Source organism: Variovorax paradoxus (assembly GCF_902712855.1).
Lineage (GTDB): Bacteria > Pseudomonadota > Gammaproteobacteria > Burkholderiales > Burkholderiaceae_C > Variovorax > Variovorax paradoxus_Q.
In genome coordinates, this window is sequence record NZ_LR743507.1 from 660587 (window position 1) to 677064 (window position 16478).

Sequence of the window (16478 nt, forward strand, 5' to 3'; positions counted from 1 at the left end):
CTCCAGCAACCATTCGATAAAGGTTTCGCCATGAGCACGATCAACTACAGCGAGAAGATCCCCAACAACGTCAACCTCGGCGAAGACCGCACGCTGCAGCGCGCGCTCGAAGGCTGGCAGCCCAACTTCATCAACTGGTGGGACGACGTGGGCCCCGAAGGCTCCACCAACCACGAGGTGTATCTGCGCACGGCCGTGAGCGTCGACCCGCAGGGCTGGGCCCAGTTCGGCCACGTGAAGATGCGCGACTACCGCTGGGGCATCTTCCTGAACCCGGGCGACGCCAACCGCGAGATCCACTTCGGCGATCACAAGGGCGAGAAGGCCTGGCAGGACGTGCCCGGCGAGCACCGCGCGAACCTGCGCCGCATCATCGTGACGCAGGGCGACACCGAGCCGGCCTCGGTCGAGCAGCAGCGCCACCTGGGCCTGACCGCGCCCAGCATGTACGACCTGCGCAACCTGTTCCAGATCAACGTGGAAGAGGGCCGCCACCTGTGGGCCATGGTGTACCTGCTGCAGAAGCACTTCGGCCGCGACGGCCGCGAAGAAGCCGACGCGCTGCTGCAGCGCACCTCGGGCGACGACAACAACCCGCGCATCCTGGGCGCATTCAACGAGAAGACGCCCGACTGGCTCGCGTTCTTCATGTTCACGTACTTCACCGACCGCGACGGCAAGTTCCAGCTGGCCGCGCTGGCAGAGAGCGCGTTCGATCCGCTGGCGCGCACCACGAAGTTCATGCTGACCGAAGAGGCGCACCACATGTTCGTGGGCGAGAGCGGCGTGTCGCGCGTCATCGCCCGCACTGCGCAGGTGATGAACGAGCTGAAGACCGACGACGCGCAGAAGGTGCGCGCCGCCGGCTGCATCGACCTGGCCACCATCCAGCGCTACCTGAACTTCCACTACAGCGTGACCATCGACCTGTTCGGCGCCGACCAGTCGAGCAACGCCGCCATCTTCTACAGCTCGGGCCTGAAGGGCCGCTACGAGGAAGGCAAGCGCGACGACGACCACGTGCTCAAGGGCCAGACCTACAAGGTGCTGGAAGTGCGCGACGGCCAGCTCGTCGAGAAGGAAGTGCCGATGCTCAATGCGCTGAACGAAGTGCTGCGCGACGACTTCATCAAGGACTCGGTGGCCGGCGTCGGCCGCTGGAACAAGGTGCTGGAAAAGGCCGGCATCCCCACGCGTCTGACCGTGCCGCACAAGGCCTTCAACCGCCAGATCGGCGCGCTCGCGGGCATCAAGATGTCGCCGGAAGGCCGCGTGGTGAACGACATCGAATGGGCCGCCAAGCGCGACGAATGGCTGCCGAGTTCCGAAGACTTCGCTTTCGTGGCATCGTTGATGGGCCGCGTGGTGGAGCCGGGCAAGTTCGCCGGCTGGATTTCGCCGCCGGTGATGGGCATCAACCGCCAGCCGGTGGATTTCGAGTACGTCCGCTTCGGCTGAAAATTGACACACCCCCAGGCTGCGCGCACTTCGTGTCGCTTCGCCAACCCCCTTGCAGGGGGCAGCACCTGCGGCCCGGCAGAGCCGGTTCCGCGGTGCTCGCGAATGGGGCCGGGGTGAAAAAGGAGAAACACGATGGATATGGCCGTTGAAGCCGGGGTCATCAAGCAGCACCTGATCGACCCCGAGATCTGCATCCGCTGCAACACCTGCGAGGCCATCTGCCCCGTGAACGCGATCACGCACGACGACAACAACTACGTCGTGCGTGCCGACACCTGCAACGGCTGCATGGCCTGCATCTCGCCGTGCCCGACGGGCTCCATCGACAACTGGCGCACGATGCCGCTGGTGCGCGCGTATTCCATCGAGGAGCAGTTCACCTGGGAGTCGCTGCCCGAGGAACTCTCCACCGAGGAGCTCGAGGCCGCAGGCGTGTCGGCGGAAGCTGCCGGCGACCCCGCCGCGGCCGTGCCCGCGCAGACCCAGGCGCAGGCTCAGGCGGCCGTCGATTCGGTCGAGCCGGCCTTCAACTCCGCGCAGTACGGCGCCAGCGTGCCGCCCTGGTCGGCCGCGCACGCGTACACGAATCTCTTTCCGCCCAAGACGCCGACCACCGCCACCGTGGTGGGCAACTTCAACTGCACCGAGGCGGGCTTCGACAGCGAGACCCACCACATCGTGCTCGACTTCGGCGTGGTGCCGTTCCCGGTGCTCGAGGGCCAGTCGATCGGCATCGTGCCGCCGGGCGTTGACGCCATCGGCAAGCGCCATCATGCGCGCCAGTACTCGGTGGCCAGCCCGCGCAACGGCGAGCGGCCCGGCTACAACAACGTCTCGCTCACGGTGAAGCGCGTCACCGAGGACCATGAAGGCGAGGCGGTGCGCGGCGTGTGTTCGAACTACGTGTGCGACCTCAAGGTGGGCGACACGGTGCAGGTGGTGGGCCCCTTCGGCTCGTCGTTCCTGATGCCGAACCATCCCAAGTCGCACATCGTGATGATCTGCACCGGCACCGGCAGCGCACCCATGCGCGCCATGACCGAGTGGCGACGCCGGCTGCGCAAGAGCGGCAAGTTCGAAGGCGGCAAGCTGATGCTGTTCTTCGGTGCGCGCACGCAGCAGGAGCTGCCTTACTTCGGCCCGCTGCAGTCGCTGCCCAAGGACTTCATCGACATCAACCTCGCGTTCTCGCGCACGCCGGGTCAGCCCAAGCGCTACGTGCAGGACATGATGCGCGAGCGCGCCGCCGACCTGGCCGCGCTGTTGAAGGACGGCAGCAGCCACTTCTACGTGTGCGGCCTGAAGAGCATGGAAGAGGGCGTGGTGCTGGCGCTGCGCGACGTGGCGAAGGAAGCCGGGCTCGACTGGGACACCATCGGCGCTGCGCTCAAGCGCGAAGGCCGCCTGCACCTCGAAACGTACTAGGCTGCGGCGGATGCAGTTCGCCGACTTCCATGCGGGCCAGGTCATCGAGGCCGGGCCCTACGTGCTCTCCGAGGCCGAACTCGTGCAGTTCGCGCGGGCCTACGACCCGCAGTGGTTCCACACCGATGCGGAGGCGGCGGCCGAAAGTCCGTTCGGCGGGCTCATCGCGAGCGGCTGGCATACGTGCGCCATCGCGATGCGGCTGGTGGTCGACGCAGTGCTGGCCGGTTCCGAATCGTTCGCCTCGCCAGGGCTCGAGCGCGTGCGCTGGCCCAATCCCGTGCGTCCCGGCGATGCGCTCCGGCTGGTGGCCAGCGTGATCGACGTGCGTCGCTCGGAGAAGCGCCCCACGCTGGGCATCCTGCGCTGGCAATGGCAGCTGTTCAACCAGCGCGAGCTGCAGGTGCTCGACGTGGAAGTGACCAGCCTGTTCAAGCTGAAGCCGCCCGGCTGAGTCTCGGCGCTTCGAAAAGATAAAAAGGCCCGCGACGCACAGGCGTCGCGGGCCTTGGCTTTTCTACCGCTTCTTACTTCGACAGGCTCACGCCACCCGAGCCCTGGGCCTTGCCGTTGGCGTTCACACCCGCGGCGGGTGCCTTCACCGCACTGCCGGCCGAGCCGACTGCACCGGTCGCTCCGTTGACCGTGCTGCCCACGGTGTTGGTCACGCCGCCCACGGCATGGGTCGCGCCGCCGACGGCGCCCGTGGCACCGCCCAGCACGCCGCCGACCGCATTGCCTGCGCCGCCCGTTGCGCCAGCCGCATTGGCGTTGGCCGCGGCGTTCGCTCCGGTCGCAGCACCTGCATTGCCGCGCGTACCGGCGCCCGATGCGTTCACGTCGGCATTGACCCCGACGCCGACGCCGACTCCTGCGCCTTGCGCCTGCGCTGCCCCGCCGATGGCCAGGAGGCCTGCGAGCACGGCGCCGATGAGGATGCGGTTGTGTTGTTGTTGCTTCATGGGTGACTGTTCCTTTCGTAGCATGGTCACGATACGGATCGACCGGGGTTCGATCGATCCGGGTGCAACCATGGCCGGGCCGTCGTCTGTCGCCATGTGCGCCGCCGTCGCCCGCGCGTGTCGGACTCGGCTGTCGGCGAAACCGGGTGCCCGTACGTTAGGGCGCCGATGTCGCGGGTGGCGGAAACGGCAGCAGCGGCAGCAGATGCGCTCCGAAGAAGGCCGTCGTCCTGCGGTTCACCTCGGGCAGGACGCCCGCGCGGTCGAAGTCCGGCGGATCATTGAGCATGTCGCCGATCAGGCCGGTGAGCCCCGGGGGAGGCGGTGAAAGCAGTGCGCCGTGTCCGCCCGAAGGCATGTCGGCGATCAGTTCGCAGCGCGGCAGACAGGCCGCGAGCACGCGGTCGCTGTGAAAGCGCGGGATCAGCCAGTGGTCCTGCTGCGCGGTGATCAGGCCCAGCGGCACGCGCGGCGATGCCAGCGACGCCATCTCGAAATCTGCCGCCGAAGGCACGCCCGCCACGATGGCGGCGATGCGCGGATCGGTGTGCGTGCGCCAGGTCGCGTCGGCGAAGCGGTGGCGGATGACGAACAGCGCGCCCCATTTCCTGAGGCCGTCGAAGGGGCCGCCGGTCAGCCGCGTGATGAGCCCGACGCAGGACTGGAAATCGTCCACCAGGTTCGCCTCGCAATGCCGCATGAAGCCGGCCGGCGACCAGCGCCCGCCCGCGAGGCTCAGGGCGGTGTGGCCGCCCGCCGACATCCCGTACATGCCCACCTTGTCGAGCTGCAGCAGCGGCGCGAAGCGCGGGTCGCGGCCGACCGCGTCGATGGCCCGCGACACTTCGGCCGGACGCAGCGTCCAGCTGTCCGGGCCGGGGTTGCCGTCGTCCTTGTAGTTGTCGGCCTTGTGCTCCGGCATGGCGACGATGAACCCCGCATCGACCAGGCTGCGCGCCAGGTCCGCATGCACCCACGGCGCGCCGCCCGAGCCGTGCGAGACCACGACCAACCGTCCGTTGCCGCGCACTGGCGTGCCCTGCTTGGCCACGTCGAGCGTGAAGCGGGCGCGCGCCGTCGGCTGCGAAGGTGCATCGCTCGGATAGAACACCGTGACTGGGCCGTCGCCGCCAGCGGCGGGGATCTCGGCGAGCCCCATCGCGGCGCGGACCGCGCCGGACCACAGCACCAGCACGGAGATGAAGAAATACAGGCGTTTTCGTTGCATCGCGTTCCTTGTCATCGGGGGCCCACGCCCCCGGCGATGCGCACGATGCCGCGCGGTACCGGCCGCGTCTTGCCGAAAACCGCAAGTGCGGCTTTCGGCAAGAGATTTCAGGATTCGGCCAGCTTCTGCCTGCGGAATTCGGTGGGTGTGAGGCCCGTCGCGGCCTTGAAGGCGCGGTTGAACGGACCGATCGACTGGAAGCCGGCGGTCAGCGCGATGGTCAGCACCGGCACGCCGCGTTTCGACGGATCGGCCAGCGCCGACATGGTCTCGGCCAGCCGGAAGCCGTTGACGAACGCGTTGAAGTTGCGATGGCCCAGCCGCTGGTTGATGACGCGGCGCAGCCGGTATTCGGGCACGGACAGCCGTGCGGCGAGGCTGGCGATGCTCAGGTCTTCGCTGCGGTAGGCATGCTCGACCGCCATCGCATGTTGCAGGGAATCGGCGAGGCGGTCTTCGGCGGGGTCGGAGGCGGGCTGGGGCGCCGCGATTTCTGCTTCGAGGATTGGATGCGATGGTGGAAGAGGCTCCAGCACGGGGCGTGGCGCTTCAGCCAAGACAGCCCTGGCGGCCTCTTCCTGCGCCTGCGCCCGAATTTCTTGCGCAGTGTCCGGTGACACCGCCGGAATCGCTGCCCGCGTCTTTGCCGTCGGAAACAGCTCCGACCCCGCCAGCCGCAGCATGCGCCACGCCACCGGCGCGACGATCGCGAGCAAGACCGCCACGTCCACGGTTGCCGAGAGGCTCGACAACCGTCCGCGCGGCGAGCCCAGACGGACGAGCAGCATCCCGACGCTGTAGCCGACGCCGCCCACCACGACGAACATGCGCAGCCGGCGGCGCCCCTCCACCAGGTCCGCACGCCACTGCGAAGCCGCCGCCATCGCGGCCAGCACCGCGAACACCAGCGGCACCGCACGCTGCACGCCCATCGTCACCGGCGCGAGCACCGAGGCGCTGCCCGCGACCACCGCGCAGTTGAGCGCCGCCACCGCTGCCACCGCGAACCAGGCGGCTGCATGCCGGTTGTGCAGCACGAAGTCGTCATCGAACAAGGCCTGCACGAACACCCAGAACAGCACCGCGTTGCCGACGGACACAGCGACGAAGGGTGCCTGCCACCCGCGCGGCACGAACGCTTCGAACAGCGGCGTAGCGCCGATGACCTGCACGCACAGGCCGAGCGCGAGCAGCGCGCCCGTCCGCGCCACCGGCAGGCGAGGGCGGTCTCGCCCGAACACCGATGCCAGCACGAGCAGCAACGCGAGCAGCACGCCGCGCAGGGCGGCATCGAGCAGGGCGGTCGGGTCGGTCGTCATCGCAGGCGCGATTCTCTTACGGGTGCCACGGCAGCGCGAAGCCCGTGCGCGAGCGCAAAGACCCTGCGGCGTGCCACGGAAAAGATATGCAACTCATAATGTTGCATGAAAAGAGACAGCAAGCTTTCCGGCGTTCTCCACGTGCTGCTGCACATGGCCGAGATGGACGGGCCCGTCACTTCGGAGTCGCTCGCGGCGGCGATGCACACCAACCCGGTTGTCGTGCGCCGCGTCATGGCCGGCTTGCGGCAGGCGGGCTTCGTCACATCGGCCAAGGGCCACGGCGGGGGCTGGGTGCTGTCGTGCTCGCTGGCGGCGGTGACGCTGGGCGACATCCACAACGCCGTTGGCGCGCCTGCGCTGCTGGCCATGGGCAACCGCACCGAGAGCCCGGGCTGCATCGTCGAGCAGGCGGTGAACGCTGCGCTCGACGGCGTCTGCGAGGAGGCCGAGGCGCTGCTGCTGCGGCGTTTCAACAGCATCACGCTGGCCGATCTTTCCAAAGACTTTCATCGCCGCATGACGGGCGGCGGTTTCACACTGAAGGACATTGAACATGCGCTATGACGTTCTGGTCGTGGGCGGCAGCTTTGCCGGCCTTTCCGCTGCGATGCAGCTTGCCCGCGCGCGACGCAAGGTGTGCGTCGTCGATGCGGGCGCGCCTCGCAACCGCTTCGCCGCGGCGTCGCACGGCTTCTTCGGACAGGATGGCATGCCGCCGCTGAAGATGGTGGCCGGCGCGCGGGACAAGCTGCTTGCGTACCCGTCGGTCGAGTTCGTCGCGGGCAAGGCGGCCACCGCGGAGGCCGACGGGGACGAAGGATTCACGGTGTCGCTGGACAACGGTGACCGGCTCTCTGCCCGAAAGCTGCTGCTGGCGTTCGGCGTTCAGGACGGCCTGCCCGACATCCGAGGCATCGGCGAGCGCTGGGGCAAGAGCGTGCTGCACTGCCCTTATTGCCACGGCTACGAGTTCGGCGATCGCAGGCTGGGCCTGCTCTTTCATCGCGGCGGGCCGCCGGACCACGCGCAACTCATCGCCGAATGGGGTCCGACCACGCTCTTCCTCAACGATGTCGAAGGTCCCGATGCCGAGGTGCGCGCCAGGCTGCAGGCACGCGGCGTGACCATCGAGCCGGGACGCATCGCCGGGCTGGAGGGCGAAGGGACGGCGCTGGCTGGCGTGCGCATCGACGATGGCCGGCTCGTGGCGGTCGACGCGCTGTTCGTCGCGCCGCACACGCGACCGGCCAGTCCGCTGGCCGAGCAACTGGGCTGCGCCTTCGACGACGGCCCGCTCGGACCGGTGCTGCGCGTCGACGCCATGAAGATGAGCACGGTGCCCGGCGTCTACGCGGCAGGCGATCTTGCGATGGCGTTCTCCAACGCCACGCTGGCTTCGGCGGACGGCTTGATGGCCGGCGTGTCGATCCACCGTTCGCTGGTGTTCGGCACCTGATCTGAAATTTTTTTGCCCAGTCCTGGAAAGTGGACTCAAAGCACCCTATAATCTGAGGCTCACGCGGGAATAGCTCAGTTGGTAGAGCGCAACCTTGCCAAGGTTGAGGTCGAGAGTTCGAGACTCTTTTCCCGCTCCAGATCGCGCAAAAAGGCCACCTCAAAAAGGTGGCCTTTTTCATTGGTGCTGCGAATCAACCCCGCGCCGGCAACACCGTTCCGCGGCTTTCCCCGAAGCCGATGCGTGCATGCCCCGGCTTCTCGCACCAGCCGCGCAGCAGCACCGCATCACCGTCTTCAAGGAATCCGCGCTGTTCACCGTTGGCCAGCGTGACCGGGCTTTGCGCCGCGCGCGTCAGCTCGATGATCGCGCCGGCCTCGCCCGGGCCGGGTCCTGAAATCGTGCCGCTGCCGAACAGGTCGCCCGGGTTCAGGCGGCATCCGCCCATGGTGTGGTGCGCAACCATCTGCGCCACGCTCCAGTACTGGTGCCGGAAGCTGGTGGACGACAGGCGCGATGGCCCGCTCTGTTCCTTGCGTGCCTTCTCGCTCTCGAGCCACACCTCCAGCCGGATGTCGAGCGCGCCGCTCTCGCGGTTGCCCGCATCTTCGAGGTACGCCAGCGGTTGCGGATCGTTCGCGTGGCGTGTCCACGGCTGCCTGTAGGGTGCCAGCGCCTCCATCGTCACGATCCACGGCGAGATCGTGGTCGCGAAGTTCTTCGCAAGGAAAGGCCCGAGCGGCGCCATCTCCCAGAACTGGATGTCTCGCGCCGACCAGTCGTTGAGCAGGCAGATGCCGAAGATGTGCTCGCCCGCGCTCTCGAGCGGAATCGGCTCGCCCTGCGCATTGCCGGTACCGATCCACACGCCCAGCTCCAGTTCGTAGTCGAGCCTCGCGCAGGCCTGGCAGGTCGGCGCCTTCGCACCTGGGGCCATGGCCTGGCCCATCGGCCGGTGGAACCGCTGGCCGCTCACGCCGATGGTCGACACGCGCCCGTGGTACGCGGTTGGAATCCAGCGGAAGTTCGGCGTCACGTCGCCATCCGGGTTCATCAGGCGGCTGATGTTCAGCGCATGGTCGATCGAGGTATAGAAGTCGGTGTAGTCGCCGATGCGCGCGGGCACGGTGTATTCGACGTCGGTCTGCGGCACCAGGCATTCGCGTACGGCCTGTGCGGTGGCCGCGGGCGCGTCGTGTCCGAGCAGGTCGAACAGCGCGTGGCGCAGCGCTTTCCATGCACCGCCGCCGAGCGCGAAGAAGTCGTTCAGCGCCGGCAGCGACGCGGCGCGTGCCGCGTCCAGCGCAAGACCTTCGAGCTGCTGCCGGCCGGCCAGCGCCGCCAGGTCGAGCACCTGGTCGCCGATGGCGACACCGCCGCGGAACGCCTCGCCGCTGTCCGCGCGGCGGAACACCGCATGCGGCAGGTTCTGGATCGGAAAGTCGACGCCGGCCGCGTTCGCCGATTCGACCCAGCTGCGCGCGTGAGCGTCGTGCGTGTGATCGAGGGTGATGCTCATGGGACCGGTCCTCACACCGAAGCCATCAACGCATCGTCGAAGATCGCGACCGCGCGCGTCCACCCCGCCGACGCGCCGCGGATCTTGTGCGGAAAGCAGCTGATGAAGAAGCCAGTGGGCGGCAGCGCCTCGAGGTTGTGCAGCTTCTCGATGTGGCAGTAGCCGATGTCGCGGCCGGCCTTGTGGCCTTCCCAGATGAGCGAGGCGTCCTGCGTCTCGCCGTATTTCTTCGCCGTGTGCACGAAGGGCGCGTCCCAGCTCCAGGCGTCGGTGCCCGTCAGGCGCACGCCGCGCTCCAGCAGGTACATCGTCGCTTCATAGCCCATGCCGGCGCCGGCCGATACGTAGTCGGCGTTGCCGTAGCGCGAGCCGGCGCGCGTGTTGACCACCACGATCTCCAGCGGGCTCAGCACGTGGCCGATGCGGTTCAGCTCGGCCTCTACGTCGGAAGCCGTCACCACGTAGCCGTCCGCGAAATGGCGGAAGTCGAGCTTCACGCCCGGCTGGAAGCACCACTCGAGCGGCACGTCGTGGATGGCGATGGCGGGCTTCTTCTCGCCCAGCGCCTTGTCCATGGTCGAGTGGAAGTGATAGGGCGCGTCGAGGTGCGTGCCGTTGTGCGTCGACAGCTGCACCAGCTCCACGGCCCAACCTTCGCCGTCGGGCAGGTCCTCCTTCTTCAGCCCGGGAAAGAAGGGCTCGATCTGCTCGTAGGTCTGCTCGTGCGTGAAGTACTGGATCTTCGGCGCGAAGGCCGGCGGGTCGGACATCACGTCGTTCTCCAGGAAGATCGACAGGTCGACGAATCTGCGTGGCATGCGGGGCTCCTTGTGGGTGTTCGTGTTGGAAGAAGAAGGACTCGGGCATCAATCGGGCTGCTGCCAGCGCAGCAACCGCTTCTCGGCGAAGGCCAGCAGTGCATTGCTCGCGAAGCCGATGAGCCCGAGCAGCACGATGCCGGCGAACAGTTCGCTGGCGCGGAAGGCGCGCGCGGCCAGCAGGATGGCCTGGCCCAGGCCGGTCTGCGAGGCGATCATTTCGCCCACCACCGCCACGATGAGCGCGATGGTCAGCGCGAGCCGCATGCCCGCGAGGATGTCGGGCATGGCGTTGGGCAGGCCCATCTTGAAGATGTAGGCGGTGCGCGACATCTGCAGGCAGCGCGCCACTTCCGACAGGCGCGGCTCCACGGCCGCGAAGCCGTGCACCGTGGCCAGCAGCACCGGCCACATGGCGCCGAAGGCCACCACGAACAGCACCATGCCGGGGTTCAGGCCGAAGATCGAGATGGCCAGTGGCAGCAGCGCCGAAGCGGGCAGCGGACGGATGAACTCCAGCGTCGGTTGTACCCATGCGCGCACCGAGGGCGACACGCCGATGGCCGCGCCCAGCAGCGCGCCGAACAGCGACGCCAGCAGCCAGCCTTCGACCATGCGGCCCACCGTGGCCTGCGTGAAGGCGAGCAATTCGCCGTTGCCGCTGCTGCCGGCGAGATTGAGTCCTTCGAGCAGGCTCGCGAACGTCGCCTGCGGCGTCGGCAGGAACACACGGCTCACCCAGCCCGCATTGCTCGCCACCCACCACAACGCGATGAGCGCCAGCAGCACGCCCAGCGAGCCGAGCCGGTTCATCGCCGCGCGTTCATCGCCGCGGTTCATGGCTGCACCCCCATGCGTCGCGACACCATGCGTTGCAGCTGCAGCATGACCGCGTTGACCGCAAAGCCCACCACGCCGATCCACCCCAGCCACGCGAGCATCAGCGCGGGGTCGAAGCTCTGCTGCGCGATCATCATCGCGTAGCCCATGCCGTTCGGATTGGCCGCGATCTCCACCGTCACCGCCACCACCAGCGCCACCGCCACGCCCAGCCGCAGCGCGACGAACAGGCGCGGCACGATGGCCGGCAGCACGATCTTGAAGGCACGCTCGCGCGCCGAAAGCCCCAGCACGCGGCTCACCTCGAGCAGCCGGGGCTCGACCTGCTGGACTGCCGACTGCACCAGCACCAGCAGCGGCCAGAAGGTGGCGAAGGCGACGATGGCCAGTTCCATGCGCACGCCGAAGCCGAAGCCCAGCATCGCCAGCGGGATCAGCGCCACCGAAGGCACGGGACGCAGCACCTCGATCGACATCGACCCGAGCTGCGCGGCCCGACGCGACAGGCCGAGCACCACGCCCAGCGCGATGCCGAGCAGTGCACCCAGCAACAGCCCGAGTGCGGCGGTGCCCAGCGTGAAGCCGGTGGCCTGCCAGAGCGAGCCGTCCATTGCCGCGCCCACGAAGGCCCTGGCGGCCGCGCTCGGCGGTGCGAGCGCATCGCTGCCCAGGGCCGATGCGCGCCGCGCATACCACTCGAACACGCCCACCAGCGCCGCGGGGAACACCCAGGGCCGCAGCCAGCGAAGGAGCCGGTGATCAGTCATGGCCCTGCTCGATGAAGGCGAAGAGCTCGCGCCGCAGCTGCAGGTACTCAGGATGCTCCTTGGTCGTCAACTGGTTTCGCGGCCGCGGGATCTTCACGTCGATCATCCGCGCGAGGCTCGGCCGGCCCGGGCCGGGGTTGGCCTGCAGCGCGATCACGCGGTCGCCGAGGTAGATGGCTTCTTCGAGGTCGTGCGTGACGAACAGCACCGTGAGCCCGTCGTCGCGCACCAGCCGCGCGAGTTCGTCCTGCAGGCTCTGGCGCGTGAGCGCATCGAGCGCGCCGAAGGGCTCGTCCATCATCATGAGCTCAGGCTTCTGCGCGAGGCAGCGCGCAATCTGCGCACGTTGCTGCATGCCGCCCGACAGCTGCACCGGAAACTTGTGCGCGTGCTTCGCGAGGCCGACCTTTCCCAGTACGTCGGCGATGCGGTGCGCGCGCTGCGCGGCCGGCACGCCGGCCGCCTCGAGCGCCAGGCTCACGTTGCCTTCCACCGTGCGCCAGGGCAGCAGCGCGCGGCCGTAGTCCTGGAACACGAAAGCCACCTCGCGCGAAGGCTCGGTCATCTTCACCCCGTTGCGCCGCACCTCGCCCTCGCTGGCCCTGACGAGGCCGCTGGCCGCGCGCAGCAAGGTGGTCTTGCCGCAGCCGCTCGGGCCCACGATGCAGACGAACTCGCCGCGCGTCACGTCGAACGAAGTGGGCGACAGGATCTCGCGGCCGCCCAGGCGGATGGTCACGCCGTCGAAGCGCAGGAAAGGCGAGTCCTGCATCGTCGCGTGGCGGCCCGGATGCGAGGCGTTCGCCGGCAACGCGGCGCGCGCCGTGACAGGGGCAGGGGCTGCAATCACTTCGCCACCAGCTTCGCCACGTCGATGTTCGTCTTGAGCATGTCCTGCTCCTTCATCAGCCCGGTCCAGTACGCCAGCTGCTTCTCGGTCACCACCGGGCCGGGGGGCGACACCTGCACCTTCGCCAGCACCTCGGGCGGCAGCTTGATGTATTTGCCGATGGCGGCGCGCACCCTGGCGTCGTTCCTTGCCTGCTGCATGAACGCGCCCGACTCCACCAGCGCTTCGCGGAAGGCGCGCGCGGCCGCCGGGTTCTTCGCCACCCACTCGCGCTTGGCAGCGTGCACGATGGTCTGGTTGTTCTCGGGCAGGAAGGTCGAGTAGTACGAAGCCACGTAGCCGGCCCCGCTCTCGGTGATGCGGCTCATGAACGGGTCGGCAGACACCACCGCGTCGACCGAGCCGCCGCGCAGCAGGTCGGCATGCTGAGGGAACGCCGCCTCGACGAAGTTCACCTTGCGGTAGTCGACGCCGCTGTCCTTCAACCAGGCGCGGAAGGTCACGTGCAGGAAGGCACCCAGCCCGGGCACGCCGATCTTCTTGCCGACGCAGTCCTGCGGACCCTTGATGCCCGAGCCCGCGCGCGCCACCAGCCCGAAGCCGGTGATGGTCTTCGAGGTGAGTCCGCCGCCGGCCACCAGCACCAGGTCGAGGCCGCCGTCCACCGCCTGCAGGAACACCGAGGGCGTGGGCCCGCCGATCTGCAGCGAGTCGGATTGCAGCGCCGCCGGGATCGTCGAGTTCAGCGGAATGAACTTCAGCTCGACGTCGAGGTTGCGTTTCTTGAAGTACCCCTCCTCGGCCGCCACGAACACGGAGGCGAAGTCGGTGACGGCGGTGTAGCCGAACACGATCTTCGGGTTGGCCTGCGCGAACGCGGGCAGCGCCGTGGCAGCCAGCGCCGAGAGCAGGGTGCGCCGTTTCATCGTGGGAGTCTTCGTCATGTCTTCTGTCTCCGTGGAGTGGTTCTTGTGCGTGGGGACCCGGCCGGCTTCGGCGCCCGGGGGCGAGGCAGCGCGGCGCGCAGCCCGCCGACGATGAAGCTCACCAGCATCGGTGCCACGGCCGGGTCGGCACGCGTGTTCTCGCCGCGCGAGAGGCGCTCGATGCGGCTGTCGTTCAGGTGGTGCAGCAGCGAGCCCAGCGCGAACTGGTAGCCCCAGGCGGCCTGGCTGCGCGTGGCATGCGGCAGCGCGATGTGCAGCGCGTCGATGTAGGCCTCGGCCAGCGGGTCGAAGTAGCTGCGCAGCACACGGTCGGCTTCCTCGGTGGCGTGGTACAGCTCGCGCGCCACCAGCAGCGCGTAGTACTCGCCCTCGGCGCTCGCGCGCAGCGCCAGCACGGGCGCGGTGAAGGCTTCGATGATGCGCGGCAGCGTGCGCGGGTCGTCGGGGTCGTTGTCCACTGCGGCCAGGCCGGCGAGCCGCTCGTCGATGGTGTGGCCCCAGTGCTCGAAGATCGCATGGAACAGCTCGTGCTTCGCGCCGTAGTAGTAGCCCACCAGCGCGAGCGGCACGCCGGCTTCCTCGGCGATCTGGCGGATCGTCACCGCGTGGTAGCCGTGCTGCGCAAAGAGCTTTTCGGCGGCCAGCAGGATCGCCTGCTTCCGGTCGGGTCGTGCAGTCTCGATGGCGACTGCGTCGGGAGAGGGCGCCGCGGCGCGCGAGGGGCTGCGCCGGACGGGAGGTGTGCGGGTGCTCATCGAGGCGTATTGAACGCATGTACAAAAACATTGAACACGCGTACAAACCCTGAGGTCAACCCTCATTGAGCACGGTCGTTCGCGGCGCTACGCTCGTGCCATGCCCGTTGCCCAAACCCCTCCCAACATTCCCCAGATACGCCTCTACCAGGACTGGTTGCGCGAGACCCGCGGCCTTGCCTTCGACAGCTACGACGCCATGTGGCGCTGGTCCGTCACCGAGCTCGATGCCTTCTGGCAGAGCATCTGGGACTACGCCCGCATCGAGTCGCCGACGCCGCACACGGCAGTGCTCGCCGAGCGGCGCATGCCCGGCGCGCGATGGTTTCCCGGCGCGCAGGTCAACTACGCGCGCGAGGTGCTGCGCCATGTCGACGCAGCGCATGCCGCCGGCATGCCCGCCATCGTGAGCGACAACGAACGCGGCGAAGTGCGCGAGATGTCGTGGCCCGAAATGCGCCGCCAGGTCGCATCGGTGGCGCTCACGCTCAAGTCGCTCGGCGTGCAGCGCGGCGACCGCGTGGCGGCCTACATGCCCAACGTGCCCGAGACCATGGTCGCGTTCCTCGCTTGCTCCAGCATCGGTGCCGTGTGGAGCGTGTGCGCGCCCGACATGGGCACCGCCGCCGTGGCCGACCGCTTCCGCCAGATCGAGCCCAAGGTGCTGATCGCGGTGGACGGCGTGCACTACGGCGGCAAGCCGCTGGACCGCAGCGCCGTGGTGCAGGAGCTGCGCGCCCAGCTGCCCAGCGTGCAGAAGCTGCTGCTGGTGAAGTCGCCCTATGCGGCCAGCCACGTGCCGCATGACATCGAATGGGTGCACGCCACCGACCGCTACGACGACAAGGTCGCCGCCTTCGAACCCGAGTGGCTGCCCTTCGACCATCCGATCTGGATCGTCTACTCGAGCGGCACTACTGGCCTGCCGAAGCCCATCGTGCACGGGCAGGGCGGCATCATCCTCACGATGCACGCGTGCGGGCTTCACAACGACGTGGGACCGAGCTACGGCGCCAACAACTTCGGCGAGCGCTACCACTGGTACAGCTCCACCGGCTGGGTCATGTGGAACTCGCAACTCTCGGGAATGGCCTTCGGCGCCACCATCTGCATCTACGACGGCAATCCGGCCGGCAGCAAGGAAAAGCCCGACTGGAGCGTGCTGTGGCGCTTCGTCGCGCGCCACCAGGTCACCTTCTTCGGCGCGGGCGCGGCCTATTTCACCAACTGCATGAAGGCCGGCCTGGTCGCCAGGGACTGCGGCGACCTGTCGCGCGTGCGCGCGCTCGGCAGCACCGGCTCGCCCCTGCCCGACGAGGTGCAGCGCTGGGGCTCGAGGCAGATCCTCGACGCGGGTTCGAAGGAGGTCTGGTGGTGCAACATCTCCGGCGGCACCGACTTCTGCGGTGCCTTCGTCGGCGGCAACCGCGACCTGCCCGAGGTGCCGGGCCAGATGCAGTGCCGCGAACTCGGCCACGCGGTCGAGGCCTGGGACGAGAACGGCCAGAGCGTCATCGGCGAGGTGGGCGAACTCGTGTGCACGCAGCCGATTCCGTCGATGCCGCTGTACTTCTGGGGCGACGAAGGCAACGCGCGCTACCTGTCGAGCTACTTCGATACCTACCCGGGCGTGTGGCGCCACGGAGACTGGATCAGGATCGGGGCCGATGGCGGCTGCATCATCTACGGCCGCAGCGACGCCACCATCAACCGCCAGGGCCTGCGCATGGGCACCAGCGAGATCTACAGCGCCGTCGAAGGGCTGCCCGAGGTGCTCGACTCGATGGTGGTCGACCTCGAGTACCTGGGCCGCGACAGCTACATGCCGCTGTTCGTGGTGCTGCGCCCCGGCATCGAGCTCGACGACGCGGTGCGCGCCCGGCTCAACAACGCCATCAAGACGTCGCTGTCGCCGCGCTTCGTGCCGAACAACATCTTCCAGGTTGCGGAGATCCCGCGCACGCTCTCGGGCAAGAAGCAGGAACTTCCCATCAAGAAGCTGCTGCTGGGCCAGCCGATCGAGAAGGTGGTCCACCGCGAGGCCATGGCCAACCCGGGAAGCCTCGACTGGTACGTGGACTTTGCTGCGCAGCGCGCGGCCACCGCTACCGCCTCCGCATGATGCGGC

General features: G+C 68.3%; 16 protein-coding genes and 1 tRNA gene. 7 read left to right on the plus strand and 10 right to left on the minus strand.

Annotation, left to right across the window (positions count from 1 at the left end; translation table 11 throughout):
• Nucleotides 1-30 precede the first annotated feature (30 nt).
• The 3 genes from boxB to AACL56_RS03140 all read left to right on the plus strand — a co-directional run bounded on the left by boxB (nt 31) and on the right by AACL56_RS03140 (nt 3340).
• Entirely contained in the window at nt 31-1458 is a 1428-nt protein-coding gene (gene boxB / locus AACL56_RS03130; RefSeq protein ID WP_339088376.1) for a benzoyl-CoA 2,3-epoxidase subunit BoxB, read from the plus strand.
• Nucleotides 1459-1593: 135 nt separating this feature from the next.
• On the plus strand, nt 1594-2886 hold the full coding sequence (boxA, locus tag AACL56_RS03135) for a benzoyl-CoA 2,3-epoxidase subunit BoxA (protein WP_339088378.1): 1293 nt from the start codon (nt 1594-1596) through the stop codon (nt 2884-2886).
• Between the two features lie 10 nt (nt 2887-2896).
• Nucleotides 2897-3340, plus strand: a complete 444-nt coding sequence (locus tag AACL56_RS03140) for a MaoC family dehydratase (RefSeq protein WP_339088380.1) — start codon at nt 2897-2899, stop codon at nt 3338-3340.
• A 73-nt stretch (nt 3341-3413) separates the two neighbouring features.
• Here AACL56_RS03140 and AACL56_RS03145 read toward each other — a convergent pair whose 3' ends face one another.
• From AACL56_RS03145 to AACL56_RS03155, 3 genes are all read right to left on the minus strand, one after another.
• Nucleotides 3414-3848: an adhesin gene (locus AACL56_RS03145; RefSeq protein WP_339088381.1), complete on the minus strand. Its 435-nt coding sequence runs from the start codon at nt 3846-3848 to the stop codon at nt 3414-3416.
• 157 nt (nt 3849-4005) lie between these two features.
• Complete coding sequence (locus tag AACL56_RS03150; RefSeq protein WP_339088382.1) at nt 4006-5076, minus strand: alpha/beta hydrolase family protein; 1071 nt, start codon at nt 5074-5076, stop codon at nt 4006-4008.
• A 107-nt stretch (nt 5077-5183) separates the two neighbouring features.
• Entirely contained in the window at nt 5184-6395 is a 1212-nt protein-coding gene (locus AACL56_RS03155) for an AraC family transcriptional regulator (protein ID WP_339088383.1), read from the minus strand.
• A 105-nt stretch (nt 6396-6500) separates the two neighbouring features.
• Here AACL56_RS03155 and AACL56_RS03160 point away from each other — a divergent pair, with 105 nt between their 5' ends.
• The 3 genes from AACL56_RS03160 to AACL56_RS03170 all read left to right on the plus strand — a co-directional run bounded on the left by AACL56_RS03160 (nt 6501) and on the right by AACL56_RS03170 (nt 7993).
• The gene (locus AACL56_RS03160; RefSeq protein ID WP_093134547.1) at nt 6501-6962 is read left to right on the plus strand and encodes an RrF2 family transcriptional regulator; all 462 of its coding nucleotides are present in this window, start codon (nt 6501-6503) and stop codon (nt 6960-6962) included.
• Complete coding sequence (locus tag AACL56_RS03165; RefSeq protein ID WP_339088384.1) at nt 6952-7854, plus strand: NAD(P)/FAD-dependent oxidoreductase; 903 nt, start codon at nt 6952-6954, stop codon at nt 7852-7854. The genes AACL56_RS03160 and AACL56_RS03165 overlap by 11 nt, the downstream gene beginning before the upstream one ends.
• A 63-nt stretch (nt 7855-7917) precedes the next feature.
• Nucleotides 7918-7993, plus strand: a tRNA-Gly gene (locus AACL56_RS03170).
• A 54-nt stretch (nt 7994-8047) separates the two neighbouring features.
• Here the strand turns inward: AACL56_RS03170 and fahA are convergent.
• Genes fahA through AACL56_RS03205 form a run of 7 tightly spaced genes read right to left on the minus strand, consistent with a single transcriptional unit; the run spans nt 8048 to nt 14350 of the window.
• Entirely contained in the window at nt 8048-9373 is a 1326-nt protein-coding gene (gene fahA, locus AACL56_RS03175) for a fumarylacetoacetase (protein WP_339088385.1), read from the minus strand.
• Nucleotides 9374-9384: 11 nt separating this feature from the next.
• Nucleotides 9385-10191, minus strand: a complete 807-nt coding sequence (locus AACL56_RS03180) for a cyclase family protein (protein ID WP_339088386.1) — start codon at nt 10189-10191, stop codon at nt 9385-9387.
• A gap of 48 nt (nt 10192-10239) precedes the next feature.
• Nucleotides 10240-11031, minus strand: a complete 792-nt coding sequence (locus AACL56_RS03185) for an ABC transporter permease (RefSeq protein WP_339088387.1) — start codon at nt 11029-11031, stop codon at nt 10240-10242.
• Nucleotides 11028-11798 carry an ABC transporter permease gene (locus tag AACL56_RS03190; RefSeq protein ID WP_339088388.1) on the minus strand — a complete coding sequence of 257 codons (771 nt, stop codon included), beginning with the start codon at nt 11796-11798 and terminating at the stop codon, nt 11028-11030. Before AACL56_RS03190 ends, AACL56_RS03185 begins: the two co-directional genes overlap by 4 nt.
• Entirely contained in the window at nt 11791-12648 is an 858-nt protein-coding gene (locus AACL56_RS03195) for an ABC transporter ATP-binding protein (protein ID WP_339088389.1), read from the minus strand. Before AACL56_RS03195 ends, AACL56_RS03190 begins: the two co-directional genes overlap by 8 nt.
• The gene (locus AACL56_RS03200; RefSeq protein ID WP_339088390.1) at nt 12645-13592 is read right to left on the minus strand and encodes an ABC transporter substrate-binding protein; all 948 of its coding nucleotides are present in this window, start codon (nt 13590-13592) and stop codon (nt 12645-12647) included. The genes AACL56_RS03195 and AACL56_RS03200 overlap by 4 nt, the downstream gene beginning before the upstream one ends.
• Nucleotides 13589-14350 carry a TetR/AcrR family transcriptional regulator gene (locus AACL56_RS03205; RefSeq protein WP_339088391.1) on the minus strand — a complete coding sequence of 254 codons (762 nt, stop codon included), beginning with the start codon at nt 14348-14350 and terminating at the stop codon, nt 13589-13591. Before AACL56_RS03205 ends, AACL56_RS03200 begins: the two co-directional genes overlap by 4 nt.
• Nucleotides 14351-14450: 100 nt before the next feature.
• On the opposite strand from AACL56_RS03205, the gene AACL56_RS03210 reads away from it, so the two are divergent.
• A complete protein-coding gene (locus AACL56_RS03210; RefSeq protein WP_339088392.1) occupies nt 14451-16472 on the plus strand; it encodes an acetoacetate--CoA ligase in 2022 nt (673 codons plus the stop codon).
• Nucleotides 16473-16478: the final 6 nt, after the last annotated feature.